At 66.9% G+C, this 14,492-nt stretch carries 15 protein-coding genes; 6 read left to right on the top strand and 9 right to left on the bottom strand.

What is annotated here, in order from left to right:
• From H7347_RS09250 to H7347_RS09240, 3 genes are read left to right on the top strand one after another with little or no spacing between them, the layout of a single operon-like run.
• Window positions 1-666, top strand: a complete 666-nt coding sequence (locus H7347_RS09250) for a LysR family transcriptional regulator substrate-binding protein (RefSeq protein ID WP_152823233.1) — start codon at window positions 1-3, stop codon at window positions 664-666.
• Entirely contained in the window at window positions 663-1,145 is a 483-nt protein-coding gene (locus H7347_RS09245; protein ID WP_152823232.1) for an LGFP repeat-containing protein, read from the top strand. The genes H7347_RS09250 and H7347_RS09245 overlap by 4 nt, the downstream gene beginning before the upstream one ends.
• Window positions 1,146-1,196: 51 nt before the next feature.
• Window positions 1,197-1,748: a GNAT family N-acetyltransferase gene (locus H7347_RS09240; RefSeq protein WP_152823231.1), complete on the top strand. Its 552-nt coding sequence runs from the start codon at window positions 1,197-1,199 to the stop codon at window positions 1,746-1,748.
• A 110-nt stretch (window positions 1,749-1,858) separates the two neighbouring features.
• Here the strand turns inward: H7347_RS09240 and H7347_RS09235 are convergent, their stop codons facing one another.
• The 4 genes from H7347_RS09235 to glpX form a co-directional block, all read right to left on the bottom strand.
• On the bottom strand, window positions 1,859-3,367 hold the full coding sequence (locus H7347_RS09235; RefSeq protein ID WP_152823230.1) for an MDR family MFS transporter: 1,509 nt from the start codon (window positions 3,365-3,367) through the stop codon (window positions 1,859-1,861).
• Window positions 3,364-3,990 carry a TetR/AcrR family transcriptional regulator gene (locus H7347_RS09230; protein WP_152823229.1) on the bottom strand — a complete coding sequence of 209 codons (627 nt, stop codon included), beginning with the start codon at window positions 3,988-3,990 and terminating at the stop codon, window positions 3,364-3,366. Before H7347_RS09230 ends, H7347_RS09235 begins: the two co-directional genes overlap by 4 nt.
• A gap of 252 nt (window positions 3,991-4,242) precedes the next feature.
• On the bottom strand, window positions 4,243-5,643 hold the full coding sequence (locus H7347_RS09225) for a class II fumarate hydratase (protein ID WP_152823228.1): 1,401 nt from the start codon (window positions 5,641-5,643) through the stop codon (window positions 4,243-4,245).
• A gap of 84 nt (window positions 5,644-5,727) precedes the next feature.
• Window positions 5,728-6,759 (bottom strand): class II fructose-bisphosphatase, encoded by a 1,032-nt coding sequence (glpX, locus tag H7347_RS09220; RefSeq protein ID WP_152823227.1) that lies wholly within the window; start codon window positions 6,757-6,759, stop codon window positions 5,728-5,730.
• 200 nt (window positions 6,760-6,959) lie between these two features.
• Between glpX and H7347_RS09215 the strand changes: the two genes are divergently transcribed.
• Window positions 6,960-7,568, top strand: a complete 609-nt coding sequence (locus H7347_RS09215; protein WP_370513955.1) for a DUF4245 domain-containing protein — start codon at window positions 6,960-6,962, stop codon at window positions 7,566-7,568.
• Here H7347_RS09215 and H7347_RS09210 read toward each other — a convergent pair.
• Together H7347_RS09210 and xseA are read right to left on the bottom strand one after the other, a co-directional pair.
• Window positions 7,505-7,798: an exodeoxyribonuclease VII small subunit gene (locus tag H7347_RS09210; protein WP_186337445.1), complete on the bottom strand. Its 294-nt coding sequence runs from the start codon at window positions 7,796-7,798 to the stop codon at window positions 7,505-7,507. The two genes, H7347_RS09215 and H7347_RS09210, sit on opposite strands and share 64 nt — an antisense overlap.
• 12 nt (window positions 7,799-7,810) lie before the next feature.
• Window positions 7,811-9,052 (bottom strand): exodeoxyribonuclease VII large subunit, encoded by a 1,242-nt coding sequence (gene xseA, locus H7347_RS09205; RefSeq protein ID WP_152823226.1) that lies wholly within the window; start codon window positions 9,050-9,052, stop codon window positions 7,811-7,813.
• Between the two features lie 78 nt (window positions 9,053-9,130).
• On the opposite strand from xseA, the gene H7347_RS09200 reads away from it, so the two are divergent.
• A complete protein-coding gene (locus H7347_RS09200; protein ID WP_152823225.1) occupies window positions 9,131-10,096 on the top strand; it encodes a 4-hydroxy-3-methylbut-2-enyl diphosphate reductase in 966 nt (321 codons plus the stop codon).
• Window positions 10,097-10,201: 105 nt separating this feature from the next.
• Here H7347_RS09200 and H7347_RS09195 read toward each other — a convergent pair whose 3' ends face one another.
• The 3 genes from H7347_RS09195 to H7347_RS09185 are packed head-to-tail and all read right to left on the bottom strand — an operon-like array spanning window position 10,202 to window position 12,674.
• On the bottom strand, window positions 10,202-10,963 hold the full coding sequence (locus H7347_RS09195; RefSeq protein WP_152823224.1) for a DUF6542 domain-containing protein: 762 nt from the start codon (window positions 10,961-10,963) through the stop codon (window positions 10,202-10,204).
• 11 nt (window positions 10,964-10,974) lie between these two features.
• Window positions 10,975-12,249, bottom strand: coding sequence for an AI-2E family transporter (locus H7347_RS09190; protein WP_152823223.1), 1,275 nt, complete (start codon window positions 12,247-12,249; stop codon window positions 10,975-10,977).
• A 59-nt stretch (window positions 12,250-12,308) separates the two neighbouring features.
• Window positions 12,309-12,674, bottom strand: a complete 366-nt coding sequence (locus H7347_RS09185; RefSeq protein WP_152823222.1) for a hypothetical protein — start codon at window positions 12,672-12,674, stop codon at window positions 12,309-12,311.
• A 237-nt stretch (window positions 12,675-12,911) separates the two neighbouring features.
• Here H7347_RS09185 and ychF point away from each other — a divergent pair, with 237 nt between their 5' ends.
• Window positions 12,912-14,009, top strand: coding sequence for a redox-regulated ATPase YchF (gene ychF / locus H7347_RS09180; RefSeq protein ID WP_186337444.1), 1,098 nt, complete (start codon window positions 12,912-12,914; stop codon window positions 14,007-14,009).
• The last annotated feature ends 483 nt before the right edge of the window (window positions 14,010-14,492 follow it).

Raw genomic sequence — 14,492 nt, 5'->3', positions numbered from 1 at the left:
ATGTTGCGCTTTGCCTTTGCCACCGGCACGGAACCGGGAAAATGGTGCGACCGCTTTGCGCAGCGCACCCGCCACGGGGGGATCGACGCCCACGGCAGCGATGACCCGTTGGGTTTGCTCGAATCCGGTCGGGCCGACCTCGCGCTGGTGCGCCTGCCCGACGCCCGGATGGATGACCGGCACCACCGGGTGCTGCTCTACACCGAGGCGTGCGGCGTCGCGGTGCCCAAGGAGAGCATCTTCGCCGAGGTGGGCGAGCCTGTGACGGCCGCCGACCTGGAGGGGCAGATGGTGCAGTACCGCCTTGCCGACTCCGGCGCGGTAGACGTACCGGCGGTGCGTGCCGCCCTCCAGGTGGTGGCCGCGAACGTCGGGGTGGCCATCGCCCCTCGACCGCTGCTGAAGATCCTCAGCCGTAAGCAGGTGGTGCCCCTGGAACTACGCGACGACGCCGTGCCCCAAACGCAGATCGCCCTGGTGTGGCCCAGGCTGGGCGATAGCGAGGCGATTCAGGACTTCGTGGGTATTGCCCGCGGGCGCACCGCGAATTCCTCGCGTCAGGCGGCGCCCAAGCGCAGCGCCAGGGAAAAGACCAGGGCCAAGCAGCAGGCCCGGCGCGGCAGTCAGCGGGATAAGCGCGTCGGGCAACGCAGGAGGAAGAGATGAAGAAAACCACGATCGGCGTGCTCATGGCCGCGCTGTTCCTCGGTGCTTGCACCGCCGACCGGGAGGGCGAGGCGGCCCCCCGGGCCAGCGAGACCCCGACGAGCACCGCCGAGGTGCCCGCTAGCGCCACGATCGGGCAGACCCCCGTGCCCGGGGAGGTGGCGCACGCCGTGTCGGCCGCGGAGCGGCGCGGCGCGGCGGTGCTGGCGTTGACCACGGGGGAAGGACAGCGCTACCTGGTGGAGCTCAGCGATGGCTCCTCGGTGGTGTACTCCCCAGACACCGGGGCGCAGAAGATCGGTGGCAAGATCGCGCGCATCTGGATGGGGGAGGGGGCGCTGAACGCGCCCGTGGGCCTGCCGGTGGCAGCGGAGGAAGCCCTATCGGGGGAACGCGGTTGGGCCCAGGACTTCCAGCGCGGCCGGATCTCCTGGGCGCGCGACGACAAGGGGCAATACCAGGCGGAGGTGCAGTCCTAGCGACATGGGTCCTGGTTGCGCGCGGCGAGGGAAAGCGTCACAATCGTCTTCATGTCACAAGCGTCCTTTAGGATTAGAGCGTTCGAGGAACGGGACTTCCCGCAGGTGCAGGCCATCTACGAGCATGGTCTAGATACCGGGCATGCCACCTACGAGCGCAAGGCGCCTACCTGGGAGAAATTCCGCACCTCCAAGATCATGGAAACCGTCTTTGTGGCGGTGGAGGAAGACGACGACGCCAAGGTTCTCGGCTGGGTATCGGCCGCGCCGGTGTCCTCCCGCCAGGTCTTTAGCGGGGTGGTGGAGGATTCCATCTATATCGGTCCGGATGCGCGTGGGCGGGGGATCGCCGGGGCGCTGCTCGATCACCTGGTGGAGACCTGCACGAGGTTGGATAAGTGGGCCATCCACTCCTGGATCTTCCCGGAGAACGAGGGCTCGGCCAAGCTGCATGAGTCCCGTGGCTTTGAGAAGGTGGGTACCTATCACCATCTGGCCAAGATGCCCTACGGGGAAATGAGCGGGCAATGGCGCGACACCGACGTCTGGGAGAAGCTGCTGCCCAAGCCGAATATCGCGGTGGAGGATCTTCCCGATAACTAAGACTCATACGCACGCGGCGGGGCCCAGGTCCTGCCTTTTATTTTTGCCTCCCGCCTGCCGGTGGCCGACCGCACCACATGGCGCCCAGGGCCGCGTCGGGGAGAGCCATGCTAGGAGATCGTCTCCTTTAGCTTGTCCTCCTTGACCCACCACAGCAGCGCCGAGCACAGCACTGCGAGGGGCATGAGGAGCAAGAAGATGGGGGTCAGGGCGTCGTTATAACTCACCTCGATGGCCTGGCGCAGGGGTTCCGGGAGGGAGGACAGGGCGCTGGGGGTCAGGTGGCTCGTCGCGCCGCTGCTGAGCTGCTGGCCGCCGGGGAGGTTGCGCTGGAGCTGCGTGGTGAGATTGCCCACGAAGAGCCCGCCGACCAGCGCCGAGCCCACCGAGCCGCCGATCTGCCGGAAGAAGTTGTTGGTGGCCGTCACCGTGCCCACCATCCCCACGGGGAAGGAGTTTTGCACGATGAGCACCAGGATCTGCATGGAACAGCCCATGCCGAAGCCGAAGCAGAACATGTAGATCCCCACGATTACCAGGGAGCTATCCGCCCGAAGGGTGGACAGTAGCGTCATCGCCACCGCCACGATGAGCAGGCCCACGATCGGGAATGCCTTGTAGCGGCCGAACGTGGAGACCAGGTTGCCCACCACGATGGAGGTGCCCATCAGGCCCACCATCATGCACAGCAGCATCAGGCCCGCGCGGGTGGGCGACATGCCGTGCACCATCTGCAGGTAGGTGGGCAGGTAGGCCAGGGAGCCGAACATGAACACGCCGATGCCGAAGCCTGCGACGGTGGTGAGTACGAAATTGCGGTTCTTCAACAGGCTCATGGGCACCAAGGGATCGAGGGCGCGGGTCTCGACGAACACGAAGAGCGCGCCGACGATCACGGCGGTGGCGATAAGCCCGAGAATCATCGGTGAGCCCCACTCGTATTCGTTGCCGCCCCAGGTCATAAAGAGCACCAGCGCGGCGGTGGCGATCGCCATGGTGACCATGCCCAGCCAGTCAAAGTTGAGCCGCTTGGGCTTGGGCGGGAGCTGAAGGAGCACGGAGATCGCGGCAATGGCCAGCACCCCGATGGGCACGTTGAGCCACAGACCCCAGCGCCAGCCCACGCCGTCGGTAAACCAGCCGCCCAGGATGGGGCCGAGCACGGCGGAAATGCCGAACACGGAGCCCATGACGCCCATGTACTTGCCGCGCTCGCGCGGGGTGGTGACCTCCGCCGTGATCGCCTGGGAGAGAATCATCATGCCGCCGCCGGCTATGCCCTGAAGCACGCGCGCCACAATGAGCATGCTCATCGACTGCGCCAGACCGCCGACGAGGGAACCGAGCACGAACAGGGCGTTGGCAAAGAGAAAGAGCCCCTTGCGGCCGATCTGGTCGCCGAGCTTGCCGAAGATGGGCAGCGCGATGGTCTGCCCCAACAGGAAGCCCGTGATCACCCACGTCATGTGATTGACCCCGCCCAGATCGCCCACGATGGTAGGCAGGGCGGTGGAAAAGATCATCTGGCCTAAGGAGCTCATCAGCATGGCGAGCATGAGCGCGCCGATGATCCAGGGCAGGCGCTGCTGCCGTTCCTGCGTTGTTTCTTGGATAGTCATCGTTCCTTCTCTATTGCTGTCAAATCATCCAGTGCGCCATGAATGCTGCCGCGCAGCGCCTCCACGGTGTTCCCGGTGCCGTTCATCCACCGGCGCATTCCCAACTGCATGGCCGCTCCGGCGAGGGTGACCACCGCGTGCGCCTCGTGCTCGGTGGGGCAAGTCAGGCGTCGTCGCTGGGGGTGGGCGTCCAGGTAGCGGGTGACCATCCCGGCCACCGCCTGGTGGATCTCGTGGGATTGGGCAAACCGGGCGTAAAAGATCTCCGGATGCGCCTGGCGTATCGTCTTGCGGCGCCGCAGCAGCTGGCCATCGTGCTCGGCCACGAAGGCATCGAAGAGCGTATCGACGACCGCCGCCACGAGATCCGCGTGCGTGGTGTGGAGGAAACGGTGCTGCGCATCGGGCGGGGGGAGGCGCGCCGGGCGGCCGAAGATGGCGATCTCCTTGGAGTCCACGTAGTTGAAGAAGGTGCGGCGGGATACCCCTGCGGCGGTGCAGATGTCCTCCACCGTGACGGACTCGTAGCCTCGCTCGCACACCAGGCGGGTGGCGTGATCCTCGATGGCGTGGAGCGTGGCGCGGCGTTTTTTCTCCCTGAGAGAGGCTTTTTCTTCCTGCACGGGGCACGAACGTACCCCAAAAGTGCACTCCGTGCAAAATTGCACCCAGTATATTCGGTGGTCTGCGGCGGGGAACGGAACGTTTGTTGTCCTGGGTGGGCGGGGATCTGCGCTGTGGGGCGCGGCGAGCACCGCGGATGGTGTGGCCGTGGCCGGTGGGCCTAGGGAACGTTAACGGGAATAGAACGAACCCCCGGGGTCGGGGTGGACTCGCGGGGGTTCTTGGTGCGCTGTCGCGCAAGGCTGGAGACGTTAGCGCTTATCTCGATCCGTGTTCGCCATGGCGAGCACATCCAGGCGCTTATCCAGCTCCTCCTCGGTGAGCCTCTCGCCGTCCACGAAGCCGAGGTCGATCACGGCCTCGCGGATGGTGATTCCCTCGGCCAGGGCGTGCTTGGCCACCTTGGCGGCGGCCTCGTAGCCGATGGCGGAGTTCAGCGGGGTGACGATGGAGGGGGAGGACTCCGCCAGCGTCTTCATGCGCTCCTCGTTCGGCTCGATGCCGTCCACCAGGCGCTCGGCGAACACGCGCGCGGTACTGGCCAGCAGCCGGGAGGATTCCAGCACGTTGCGGGCCATCATCGGGATGAACACGTTGAGCTCGAACTGGCCCTGGGTGCCGCCGAAGGCGACGGCGGCGTCGTTGCCGATCACCTGGGCGGAGACCTGCGTGGCCGTCTCGCATAGCACTGGGTTGACCTTGCCCGGCATGATGGAGGAACCCGGCTGGAGATCCGGCAGGCGAATCTCGGAGAGACCGGTCAGCGGGCCGGAGCCCATCAGGCGGATGTCGTTGGCGATCTTGTACAGGGAAACCGCCACGGTGCGCATGGCACCGGAGTACTCCACCAGGGCGTCGCGCGCGGCCTGGGCCTCGAAGTGGTTGCGCGCCTCGTTCAGCTCGTCCAGGCCGGTGAGCGCGCGCAGCTTCTCGGTGACCTTGGCCCCGAAGTCGGCGGAGGTGTTGATGCCGGTTCCGGCGGCGGTGCCGCCGATGGCCAGCTCACCCAGGCGGGGCAGAGTGGCCTCGATGCGCTCGATGCCGGCGGCGATCTGGCGGGCGTAGCCGCCGAATTCCTGCCCCAGGGTCACGGGCACGGCGTCCATGAGGTGCGTGCGGCCGGACTTGACCACGGACTTCCACTGGTCGGCCTTGGCCGCCAGGGAGTCGCGCAGCACCGTCAGTCCGGGGATGAGATCCGTGACGGCGGCCTCGGTGGCGGCCACGTGGGTGGCGGTGGGGAAGGTGTCGTTGGAGGACTGGCCCATGTTCACGTGGTCATTGGGATGAACCTCGACGCCCGCGGCCTTGGCCAGGGAGGCGATGACCTCGTTGGTGTTCATATTCGAGGAGGTGCCGGAGCCGGTCTGGAACACGTCGATGGGGAACTGGTCGTCGTGCTTGCCCGCCGCGATCTCCTTGGCGGCGGCGATGATGGCATCGGCCTTCTCCGCGTCCAGGGCGCCGGAATCCTTGTTCACCTGTGCGCAGGCGGCCTTGAGCAGACCCATGGCGCGGATTTGGGCGGCCTCCAGGCCTCGTCCGGAGATGGGAAAGTTCTCCACCGCGCGCTGGGTCTGGGCGCGCCAGAGGGCGTCCACGGGGACCTTGACCTCGCCCATCGTGTCGTGCTCAATGCGGTATTCAGTCATTGCTATCACCTTTGCTTCTCGCGTGTGCTAGTCCATAGTCCAGTATGGCGCATAAGCGCCGCCGGGGTAGGTGTGATGGTGACCTCAGAGGTCGGAGAGGTAGTCCACCGCGGAGTACTCCTGGAGCTTGGAGAGCTGGTGGCGAGATTCGAGGTAGCGCAGGGTGCCGGACTTGGAGCGCATGACCAGCGAGCGGGTGGTGGCGCCGTTGCTGCGGTAGGTCACCCCGCGCAGCATGTCGCCGTTGGTCACGCCGGTGGCGGCGAAGTAGCAGTTGTCCGAGCGCACCAGGTCGTTGGTGCCCAGCACCTGGCCCAGCTTGTGCCCGGCTGCCAGGGCGCGGCTCTTTTCCTCGTCGTTGCGGGGGGCCAGCATGCCCTGGATCTCGCCGCCCATGCACTTCATGGCGCAGGCGGTGATGATGCCTTCGGGGGTGCCGCCGGTGCCCATCATGATGTCCACGGAATTAGCGACGTCGTCCTGGGCGGCGGCCACGGCGCCGGCCACGTCGCCGTCGGAGATCAGCCGTACCTTGGCCCCGGCGCGGCGGATCTCCGCGATGAGGTCGGTGTGCCGGGGGCGATCCAGTACCACCACGGTGACCTGCGAGGGATGCAGTCCCTTGGCCTTGGCCACGGCGTTGATGTTGTGACCCACGGGGGCCTCGATGTCGATCTTCCCGGCGGCCTCGGGGCCCACGGCGATCTTGCGCATGTAGAACACCTCGGAGGGGTCGTACATGGAGCCGCGCTCGGCGGCGGCGATCACGGAGATGGCGTTGGGGCGGCCCTCGGCCATGAGGGTGGTGCCGTCCACCGGGTCCACGGCGATGTCCACCTCCGCGCCAAAGCCGGTGCCCACGTGCTCGCCGTTGAAAAGCATGGGGGCCTCGTCCTTTTCACCCTCCCCGATGACCACCACCCCGTTCATGTTCACGGAGTTGATCAGCTCGCGCATGGCGTCCACGGCGGCGCCGTCGCCCTCGTTTTTCATGCCGCGGCCCACCCACCGGCCGGAGGCCAGCGCCGCCGCCTCGGTCACCCGGACCAGTTCCATGGCGAGGTTGCGATCCGGCACCTCGGCGTTCTTCTGGTTGTCTGGACGGCTTTCATTCATCTGTACTGCGGCCTCCTGTGGGGCAAGGTACTACCAAGGAACCCCTATATTGTTGCACTAGGGGGCGTAAGGCCGGGCACATTGCACCCATATGAGGGTAGCGGCGCGTACTTTTCCTGCGTTTTCCGGGTGGCGGAGGTCTCTGCTTGCACGCGTCGATGGTTTCGGTGCGGGGGCGCGTTAGTGCGATACTGGGGCGCGTGGCAGAAAAACCAAGGCTCTTTCAAGACGGCCGCGACATGATGCTTTCCCTCGGCGCCATCGTGGTGATGATGGTGGTGGGGGTGGGCGCCACCGGGCTTTGCTCCTTCGATCCGGGTAACCCGGAAAACGGCCCCGTTCCCACCGCGGATGCCGCGGCGTTTTTGGGTATGGAGGCCGCCGGTGCCTCCTTCCCGGTGCGCCTGCCGGAGGCACCCGAGGGCTGGGTTTCTAACTCCGCGCGGCGTACCTCCGTGGGCGGTCGCCCGGCGCCGACGGTGGGATATATCACCGATCGGGGCGGGTACCTCCAGCTCGCCCAGACCGACCTGCCCGGGGACGAGGCCGCCCGCGGCTACGACGACGAGCTGCGCGATCACGACCGCACCATCGACGTGGCCGGGACCGCCACCGAGGTCTACGCCTCGTCGGATCGGGAGGTGCGCGACCTGTGGGTGGCGGACTTAGGCGACGCGCGCCTGCTGATCAGTGGGGCCGCAACCGAGGAGGAGTTCCGTGCCCTCATCGAGGCCACCGCCCAGGCTCAGCCCTTGCGCTCGGCGTCGGGGGTCGCAGGGGAATCGGCGGCCTCGGCGGAGCTGCGCTGAGCCAGGGCTTGCTCCACCCTGGCCGAGGCCCTCGCCAGGTGCTCCTCGCAGCGGGCGGCCAGGGCCTCGCCGCGCTCCCAATAGGCCAGGGACTCGTCTAATCCCATCTGTCCGAGTTCGAGGATCTTGACCACCTCCACCAGCTCGTCGCGGGCCTGCTCATAGCTCAGCGTGGACGCCTCGGGGAGCTCGGCGGGCCGACCGCTGCCGAAGGTATCTGGATTGCTCACGTGCTTGTGCTCCTAATTCGCGGGGGTGGTGGACATGCCGGCGGCGGTGATCGAGCCGTCGGCCACGCGGATGCGCAGCTGGCTGCCGGGCGGCGATTGCTCGATGGTGGTGACCACCTGAGCCTCGGAGCCATCGCGGGGCACAACCTGCACCACAGCATAGCCGCGCGCCAGCGTGGCCGAGGGGCCGAGCGCCGAGACCTGCGCGCGCAGCGATGCCACCCGGGAGCGCTCCGCGTCCAGCAGGTGCGTTGCGTCTCGACGCAGGGCGCTCAGGGCGCGCTGGATCTCCTCGCGGCGCCGGGTGATGGGCGTGGCGGGATCGGCCAGCACCGGCCGTGAGCGCACCTGGTGGAGGCGTTCTTGTTCCCGACGCACCCACGCGCGCAGCGCCGCCGCCGAGCGCGCGCGCAGCTCCGCGAGCAGGGCGCGCTGCTCGGCCACGTCCGGTACCACCCGCTTGGCGGCATCCGTGGGGGTCGCGGCGCGCAGGTCGGCCACGTGATCGAGCACCGGGCTATCCGGCTCGTGCCCGATGGCGGACACCACCGGGGTGCGCGCCGCCGCCACGGCGCGTTGCAGAGCCTCCTCGGAAAAGGGCAACAGGTCCTCCACCGAGCCCCCACCGCGGGCGATGATGATGACGTCCACCTCGGGATCGGCGTCCAGGTCGCGCAGCGCCTCGATGATCTCCGGCACCGCGTTTGCCCCCTGCACGGCGGTATTGATGACCCGGAAGTCCACCTCGGGCCAGCGATCCCGGGCCACGGAGAGCACGTCGCGCTCCGCGGCGGAACCGCGCCCGGTAATCAGCCCCACCCGGTTCGGCAGGAAGGGCAGGGGAAGCTTGCGGGAGGCATCGAAGAGTCCCTCTGCGGCCAGGGCGCGGCGCAGCTGCTCGATGCGGGCCAGCAGCTCGCCCACGCCCACGTGCCGAATCTCCGTGGCCCAGAGGGAAAAGGAACCGCGCCCGGCGTAGAACGCCGGCTTACCGTAGACCACCACGCGGTCGCCATCGCGCAAGGGAGAGGGGGCGTCGCGCAGCAGGGAGGTGGGGCAGGTCAGCTGCACGGAGGCCTCCGCCTGGGTGTCGCGCAGCGTGAGGTAGGACAGCTTCCAGGTGGGCTTCATGTTCACCTGGGTCAGCTGCCCCTCCACCCAGACGTGACCCAGGCGCTCGATCCACCCCTTGACCAAGGCATTGACCTCGCGAACCGGCAGCGGGGCCTGGGCGGTGGTGACGGCTTTAGCCATGCGTTCCCCTTCGATGGCGGACAGAGACGGTTCACCCAGTCTATGCCCGTGCACCCCGCTTTGGATACTGTGGTCACCATGACCGCGACCATGACAGACGGAGACAAAAAGGTGCTGCTCGCCGCCCCGCGCGGCTACTGCGCGGGCGTGGACCGCGCCGTGGAAACGGTGGAACGCGCACTGGAAAAATACGGCGCCCCCGTCTACGTGCGCAAGGAAATCGTGCACAACCGCTACGTGGTGGACACCCTCTCCGAGCGCGGCGCCATCTTCGTCGAGGAGACCGACGAGGTGCCCGAGGGCTCCCACCTGGTCTTTTCCGCCCACGGCGTGAGCCCCCAGGTGCGCGGCGAGGCCAGGGGGCTTCAGCTGCAAACCCTCGACGCCACCTGCCCCCTGGTGACCAAGGTGCACAACGAGGTCAAGCGCTTCGCCCGCGATGGCTACCACATCCTGCTCATCGGCCACGAGGGCCACGAGGAGGTCGAGGGCACCGCCGGCGAGGCCCCCGAGGTCACCCACCTGGTCGATGGCCTGGACGGGGTGGACGCCCTGCCGGACTTCCTCGACGACGTCAAGCTCATCTGGCTCTCCCAGACCACGCTGTCCGTGGACGAGACCATGCAGATTCGCGAAAAACTTCACCGGCGCTTCCCCCACCTCCAGGACCCGCCCAGCGACGACATCTGCTACGCCACGCAAAACCGCCAGGTGGCCGTGAAAGCCATCGCGCAGCGCTGCCCGCTCATGATCGTGGTGGGATCCCAGAACTCCTCCAACTCCAAGCGCCTGGTGGAGGTGGCCCTGCAACACGGCTCCCAGGCCGCCTACCTCATCGACTACGCCGACCAGATCGAGGACGCATGGTTCGACGGCGTGGACACCGTGGGCGTGACCTCCGGGGCCTCCGTGCCCGAGATCCTGGTGCGCGACGTGGTGGAGTCCCTGGCGCAGCGCGGTTACGCCTCCGTGGAGGAGGTCACCACCGCCAGCGAAAAGATCACCTTCGCCCTACCGAGGGATCTGCGCCCGGCCCGGACGTAATCGGGTATTCGGGGTGGTGTGTGACGGGGGTGAATCACTGGCGCCACACAAGGATGAGAAAAAGATCCGCGAGTGTGCAAAAACCGCTCCTTGGCGGGGGCGGTGCTAGTAATCCCGGCGGTGCGGAGTCCGGGATGGGGGATAGGAAGTGCGGCGCCGCTCGTGGCGGCCCTGTTCCTCGCCTTGATCCCAACGGGGAGGGCGCTGCGGGCGGTAGGTCGCCCGGGCGCGGTCGGCGGGCCAGGGGGACCGTGCGTCTTCCTTGGCGGGGGGTGCCGCCGTGCGCGGCGGGCGCTGGGCGGGACGTTGGTTCTCGGCGCGCTGGCGCGGGCGTCGGGCCGTGGAGGTGGAGTGGAGCCTGCTGACGGTCTCCCGGTTGCGCCGATCCGCCTCGGCGGTGCGCCGCCGTGATTCGCGCTCCTTCCTTTCTATCTCGGCGCCTTGGCGGCGCAGCAGTGAGATGCGCAGGAAGGCGATGAGGGCGCAGCCCAGAGTGACGAGGAAAAGCACCGGGAAGAGTTGCAGAAGCGGGTAGACCGCCGTGACGAGAGCCGTGGTAGACAGCCCCGAGATATTGGGGCTGAGCGCGCGCCCGTTGAGCCAGGATGTCAGCACGGTCACGGCGGCGAAGGAAAGCGGGAGGCAGGCCACGGTGATGAAGAGGCCACGCACCTCCGTAAAGAGAGCCACCCCGAGGCTGGACACCACAAAGAGGATGATGTACGGCGCGCCGATGGCGTGGTGGATCATGCTCAGCAGCAGGCCGGTGAGGAGTGCGGCCAGCACGATGGCCACGCCGGACCACGTGGGTAGCCCGGCGGCGGTAGAACCGGAGGCATTGCGCGGTTGAGGGGTCACATGAGACACGTGCATTAATCCTAGTGGGCCGTGGCGTTATCGGAACCGTAGTGCCGGGCGCGCAGCTCCAGGCCGCTTGCCACGCTCAGCTCGCCCACGGCGGCTCCCTCCTCGGTGACAAAGGGAACCTCGCCTAGCGTCTTTTCCCCGGAGCGCAGCATGGTGATGTCCTGGAGGTAGCGGAAGAGCACCGCGATCATGGCCGCCACGGGCACGGCAAGGAACGCCCCGACGATGCCGAAGAGGCTGCCACCGATGGTCACCGAAACTAGGATGATCACCGGGTGCAGGTTCATGGCGCGCGATTGCAGGATGGGTGAGAGGATATTGCCCTCCAACTGCTGCACCGCCACCACCACGACCAGGGTGGCCACCGCCTGCGGAACCCCCAGGGAGACCAGGGCGATGAGTACGGCCAGCGCCCCGGCGGTAAAGGCCCCGATGATGGGGATAAAACCTGCTACGAACGTGATCACGGCCAGCGCCAGGGCCATCGGCACCCCGATGATGATGAGGCCCAGGCCGATAAAGACCGCGTCCACCAGGGAGACCAGGGCCTGTGCCCGGATGAAGCCGCCCAGGGTGCGCCAGGCGCGGGTGAGCAGCTCCGTGGCGTGCCACCCCTGGCGCTGCCCGGCCACCCCGCGCAGCCAGGGTAGGAAGCGGTGGCCGTCCTTGAGGAAGAAGAACGTGAGCACCAGCACCACGCCCAGAGTGACGGCTATCGACGTCACGGTGGACACCCCCGAGAGGATGCCGCCTGCGATGGCCCCGGCTTGCTCCTGAAGCCAGGTGGCGGCCTCGTTGATCACTACGTCCAACTCCGAGGAGCCGATATTCAGCGGGGGCTGCTCCAGCCACAGGCGCAGGCGCTGGATGCCGTCGAAGGCCTGGAGATACAGCACGCCCGACTGGCGCACGATATCCGGGGCGATGAACACGAATACCGCGCCGATGAGGGAGAAAAAGACCAGCAGCGTCAGCAGTGCCGCCGGTGCCGGTGGCACGCGATGGCGCCGCAGCCAATTCGTGGGCCCAGCCAACACCGTGCACACGATGATCGCCAGGATCACTGGAAGAAGCCCCTGCCAGAACTCGCGGAGGATAAAGGAACCCACCAGTGCCGTGATCACGATGACGAGCACGCGCAGGCACAACCGGGCGGTGGTGCGCAGAGAGTCGCTGATGACGACGGAGCGATCCACGGGTGGCGGACCTTGCTCCTGCGGCTGGGTCTCGGGCGATGCCTCGTGCACCTCGACGTCTGCTACTTCCTTATCCGTCACAGGAGTCATTCTGCCCGATGGGGGTAGCACGGGGCTAGCGGGTGTTCGAACGCGCCGGGGCGGGATACTCAGCGAGCGATCCGCAGCGCGCTGCGGATCAACGTGGCCTGAAGCGGCAGGCGCAGCAGGGAGATCGCGGCCTTGGCGCGCGACTGCGGCACCCACTGGCGGGCCATCTCCACGTTGGCGGGGAACACCGCCACGAACAGCGCCGCCGCGGCCCTGGCAGCCGGGGTCCGGGTGGCGGGGTGGGTCAGGGCCGCCGCGATGACCAGCTCGGCCGCGCCGCTGGCGTAGGTGGCCAGGCGCGGGGAACCGGGAACCCAGGCGGGAACGATCCGGTCGAAGGGTTGGGGTTTGAGGAAATGGAGGACGCCCGCGCCGCCGAGGATGCCCGTGAGGGCGCGGCGGGAGAGGGAGGGGAGGGTACTCATGGAGTCGAGGTTACTTTTTAGGATGGCAGGCAGTAGTTCTATGCCGAGGAAACAGTGGGGCCGCATCATGATTGACCCGTTGATGCTCCGCAACAGTACCAGCAGCCCGACTGACCCCATCGAAACCTGGGCTGCGGAGGTGTCAACGCCATAGTAGATTACGGCGGGATAGAGGACGGGCGCCCCGCGAGAAGTCGGAACCTGACCTGTGAGCAAGGCTTGATAGGATAGGCCACCGTGAGCCTTACTCTTGGAATCGTCGGTCTGCCCAACGTCGGAAAGTCCACCCTTTTTAACGCGCTGACCCGCAACGACGTGCTGGCGGCCAACTACCCGTTCGCCACCATCGAGCCGAACGTGGGCCTGGTGGAACTGCCCGACCCCCGCCTGAACCGCCTGGCGGAGATCTTCGGCTCCGAGCGCATCCTGCCCGCCACCGTGTCCTTCGTGGACATCGCGGGCATCGTCAAGGGCGCCTCCGAGGGCGAGGGCATGGGCAACGCCTTCCTCGCCAACATCCGCGAGGCTGACGCCATCTGCCAGGTGGTGCGCGCCTTCGAGGACGACAACGTGGTGCACGTGGACGGCAAGGTGGACCCCGCCGCCGACATCTCCGTGATCCAGACGGAGCTGATCCTGGCCGACCTCCAAACCATCGAGAAGGCCCTGCCGCGCCTGGAGAAGGAGGCGCGCAAGGATAAGGACAAGGCCGCGCTGGTGGACGCGACGAAGAAGGCGCAGGCGATCTTGGAGGACGACCGCACCCTCTACGCCGCCTCCGTGGCGGGGGAGATCGAGCTGGCGGACCTTCGCGAGCTGCACCTGATGACGGCCAAGCCCTTCCTCTACGTGTTCAACGCCGACGAGGCCGTGCTGACCTCTGATTCCCGAAAGGCCGAGCTGCGGGAGCTGGTGGCCCCCACCGACTGCGTGTTCCTCGATGCCGCCACCGAGGCGGAACTGCTGGAACTCGACGAGGAGGAGGCCATGGAGCTGCTGGCCTCCGTGGGGCAGGACGAGCCGGGACTGGCGACGCTCGCCCGCGCCGGGTTCGACACCCTGGGTTTACAGACCTACCTCACCGCCGGGCCTAAGGAGGCGCGTGCCTGGACGATCCGCAAGGGATCCACCGCCCCGCAGGCGGCGGGCGTGATCCACTCCGACTTTGAAAAGGGCTTCATTAAGGCCGAGATCGTCTCCTTTGTGGATTTGGATGCCGCCGGTTCCATGGCCGAGGCGCGTGCCGCGGGCAAGGTGCGGCAGGAGGGTAAGGAGTACGTGATGGTGGATGGGGATGTGGTGGAGTTTCGAACGGGGCTTACGTCTAAGAAGTAGGTAGTCAGCGTATGCCTCCTGTGCTCTTGCACATCAACACGCGGGTGGCGAATTAGCATGGCTACGCCCCGTCTTCTTGGTCGTACTCAGTCCTGAAGGCGATTGCCGACGTCCTTGCCGATACCTCAGATGGGTTGACTGGTCGTGAGATCGGCGATTTGCTCCTTCGCTTGCACATGGAGGATCCAATGCCGACCGCGAGCAAGCGCGACCGACTGGTTGAGGTGTTCGTTGTTCATCAGAACAAGGATCAGAGCTCGAAGCACATCATCACTTTCATTGTCACGGCAATGGAGCCGGTGAGGTATTGCATTCGGCCGGAGCTGTTCAATCTGCTACCCACCACTGATCCGGACGTGAGACGCTTTGCCAGGATCGTTTGCAGTGATCAGCAAACCGGGGATTGTTCGGGTTGGTCACTGTCGTGCGCGTGGATTTATGCCGCAGCACACCACTAATGCCTAGCAGGCTCATCAGGCGATT

The sequence above is a fragment of the Corynebacterium sp. zg-331 genome (genome assembly GCF_014267345.1).
Lineage (GTDB): Bacteria > Actinomycetota > Actinomycetes > Mycobacteriales > Mycobacteriaceae > Corynebacterium.
The sequence above is the reverse complement of the archived record's forward strand: the minus strand, read 5'-3'. Positions and strand labels throughout refer to the sequence as shown.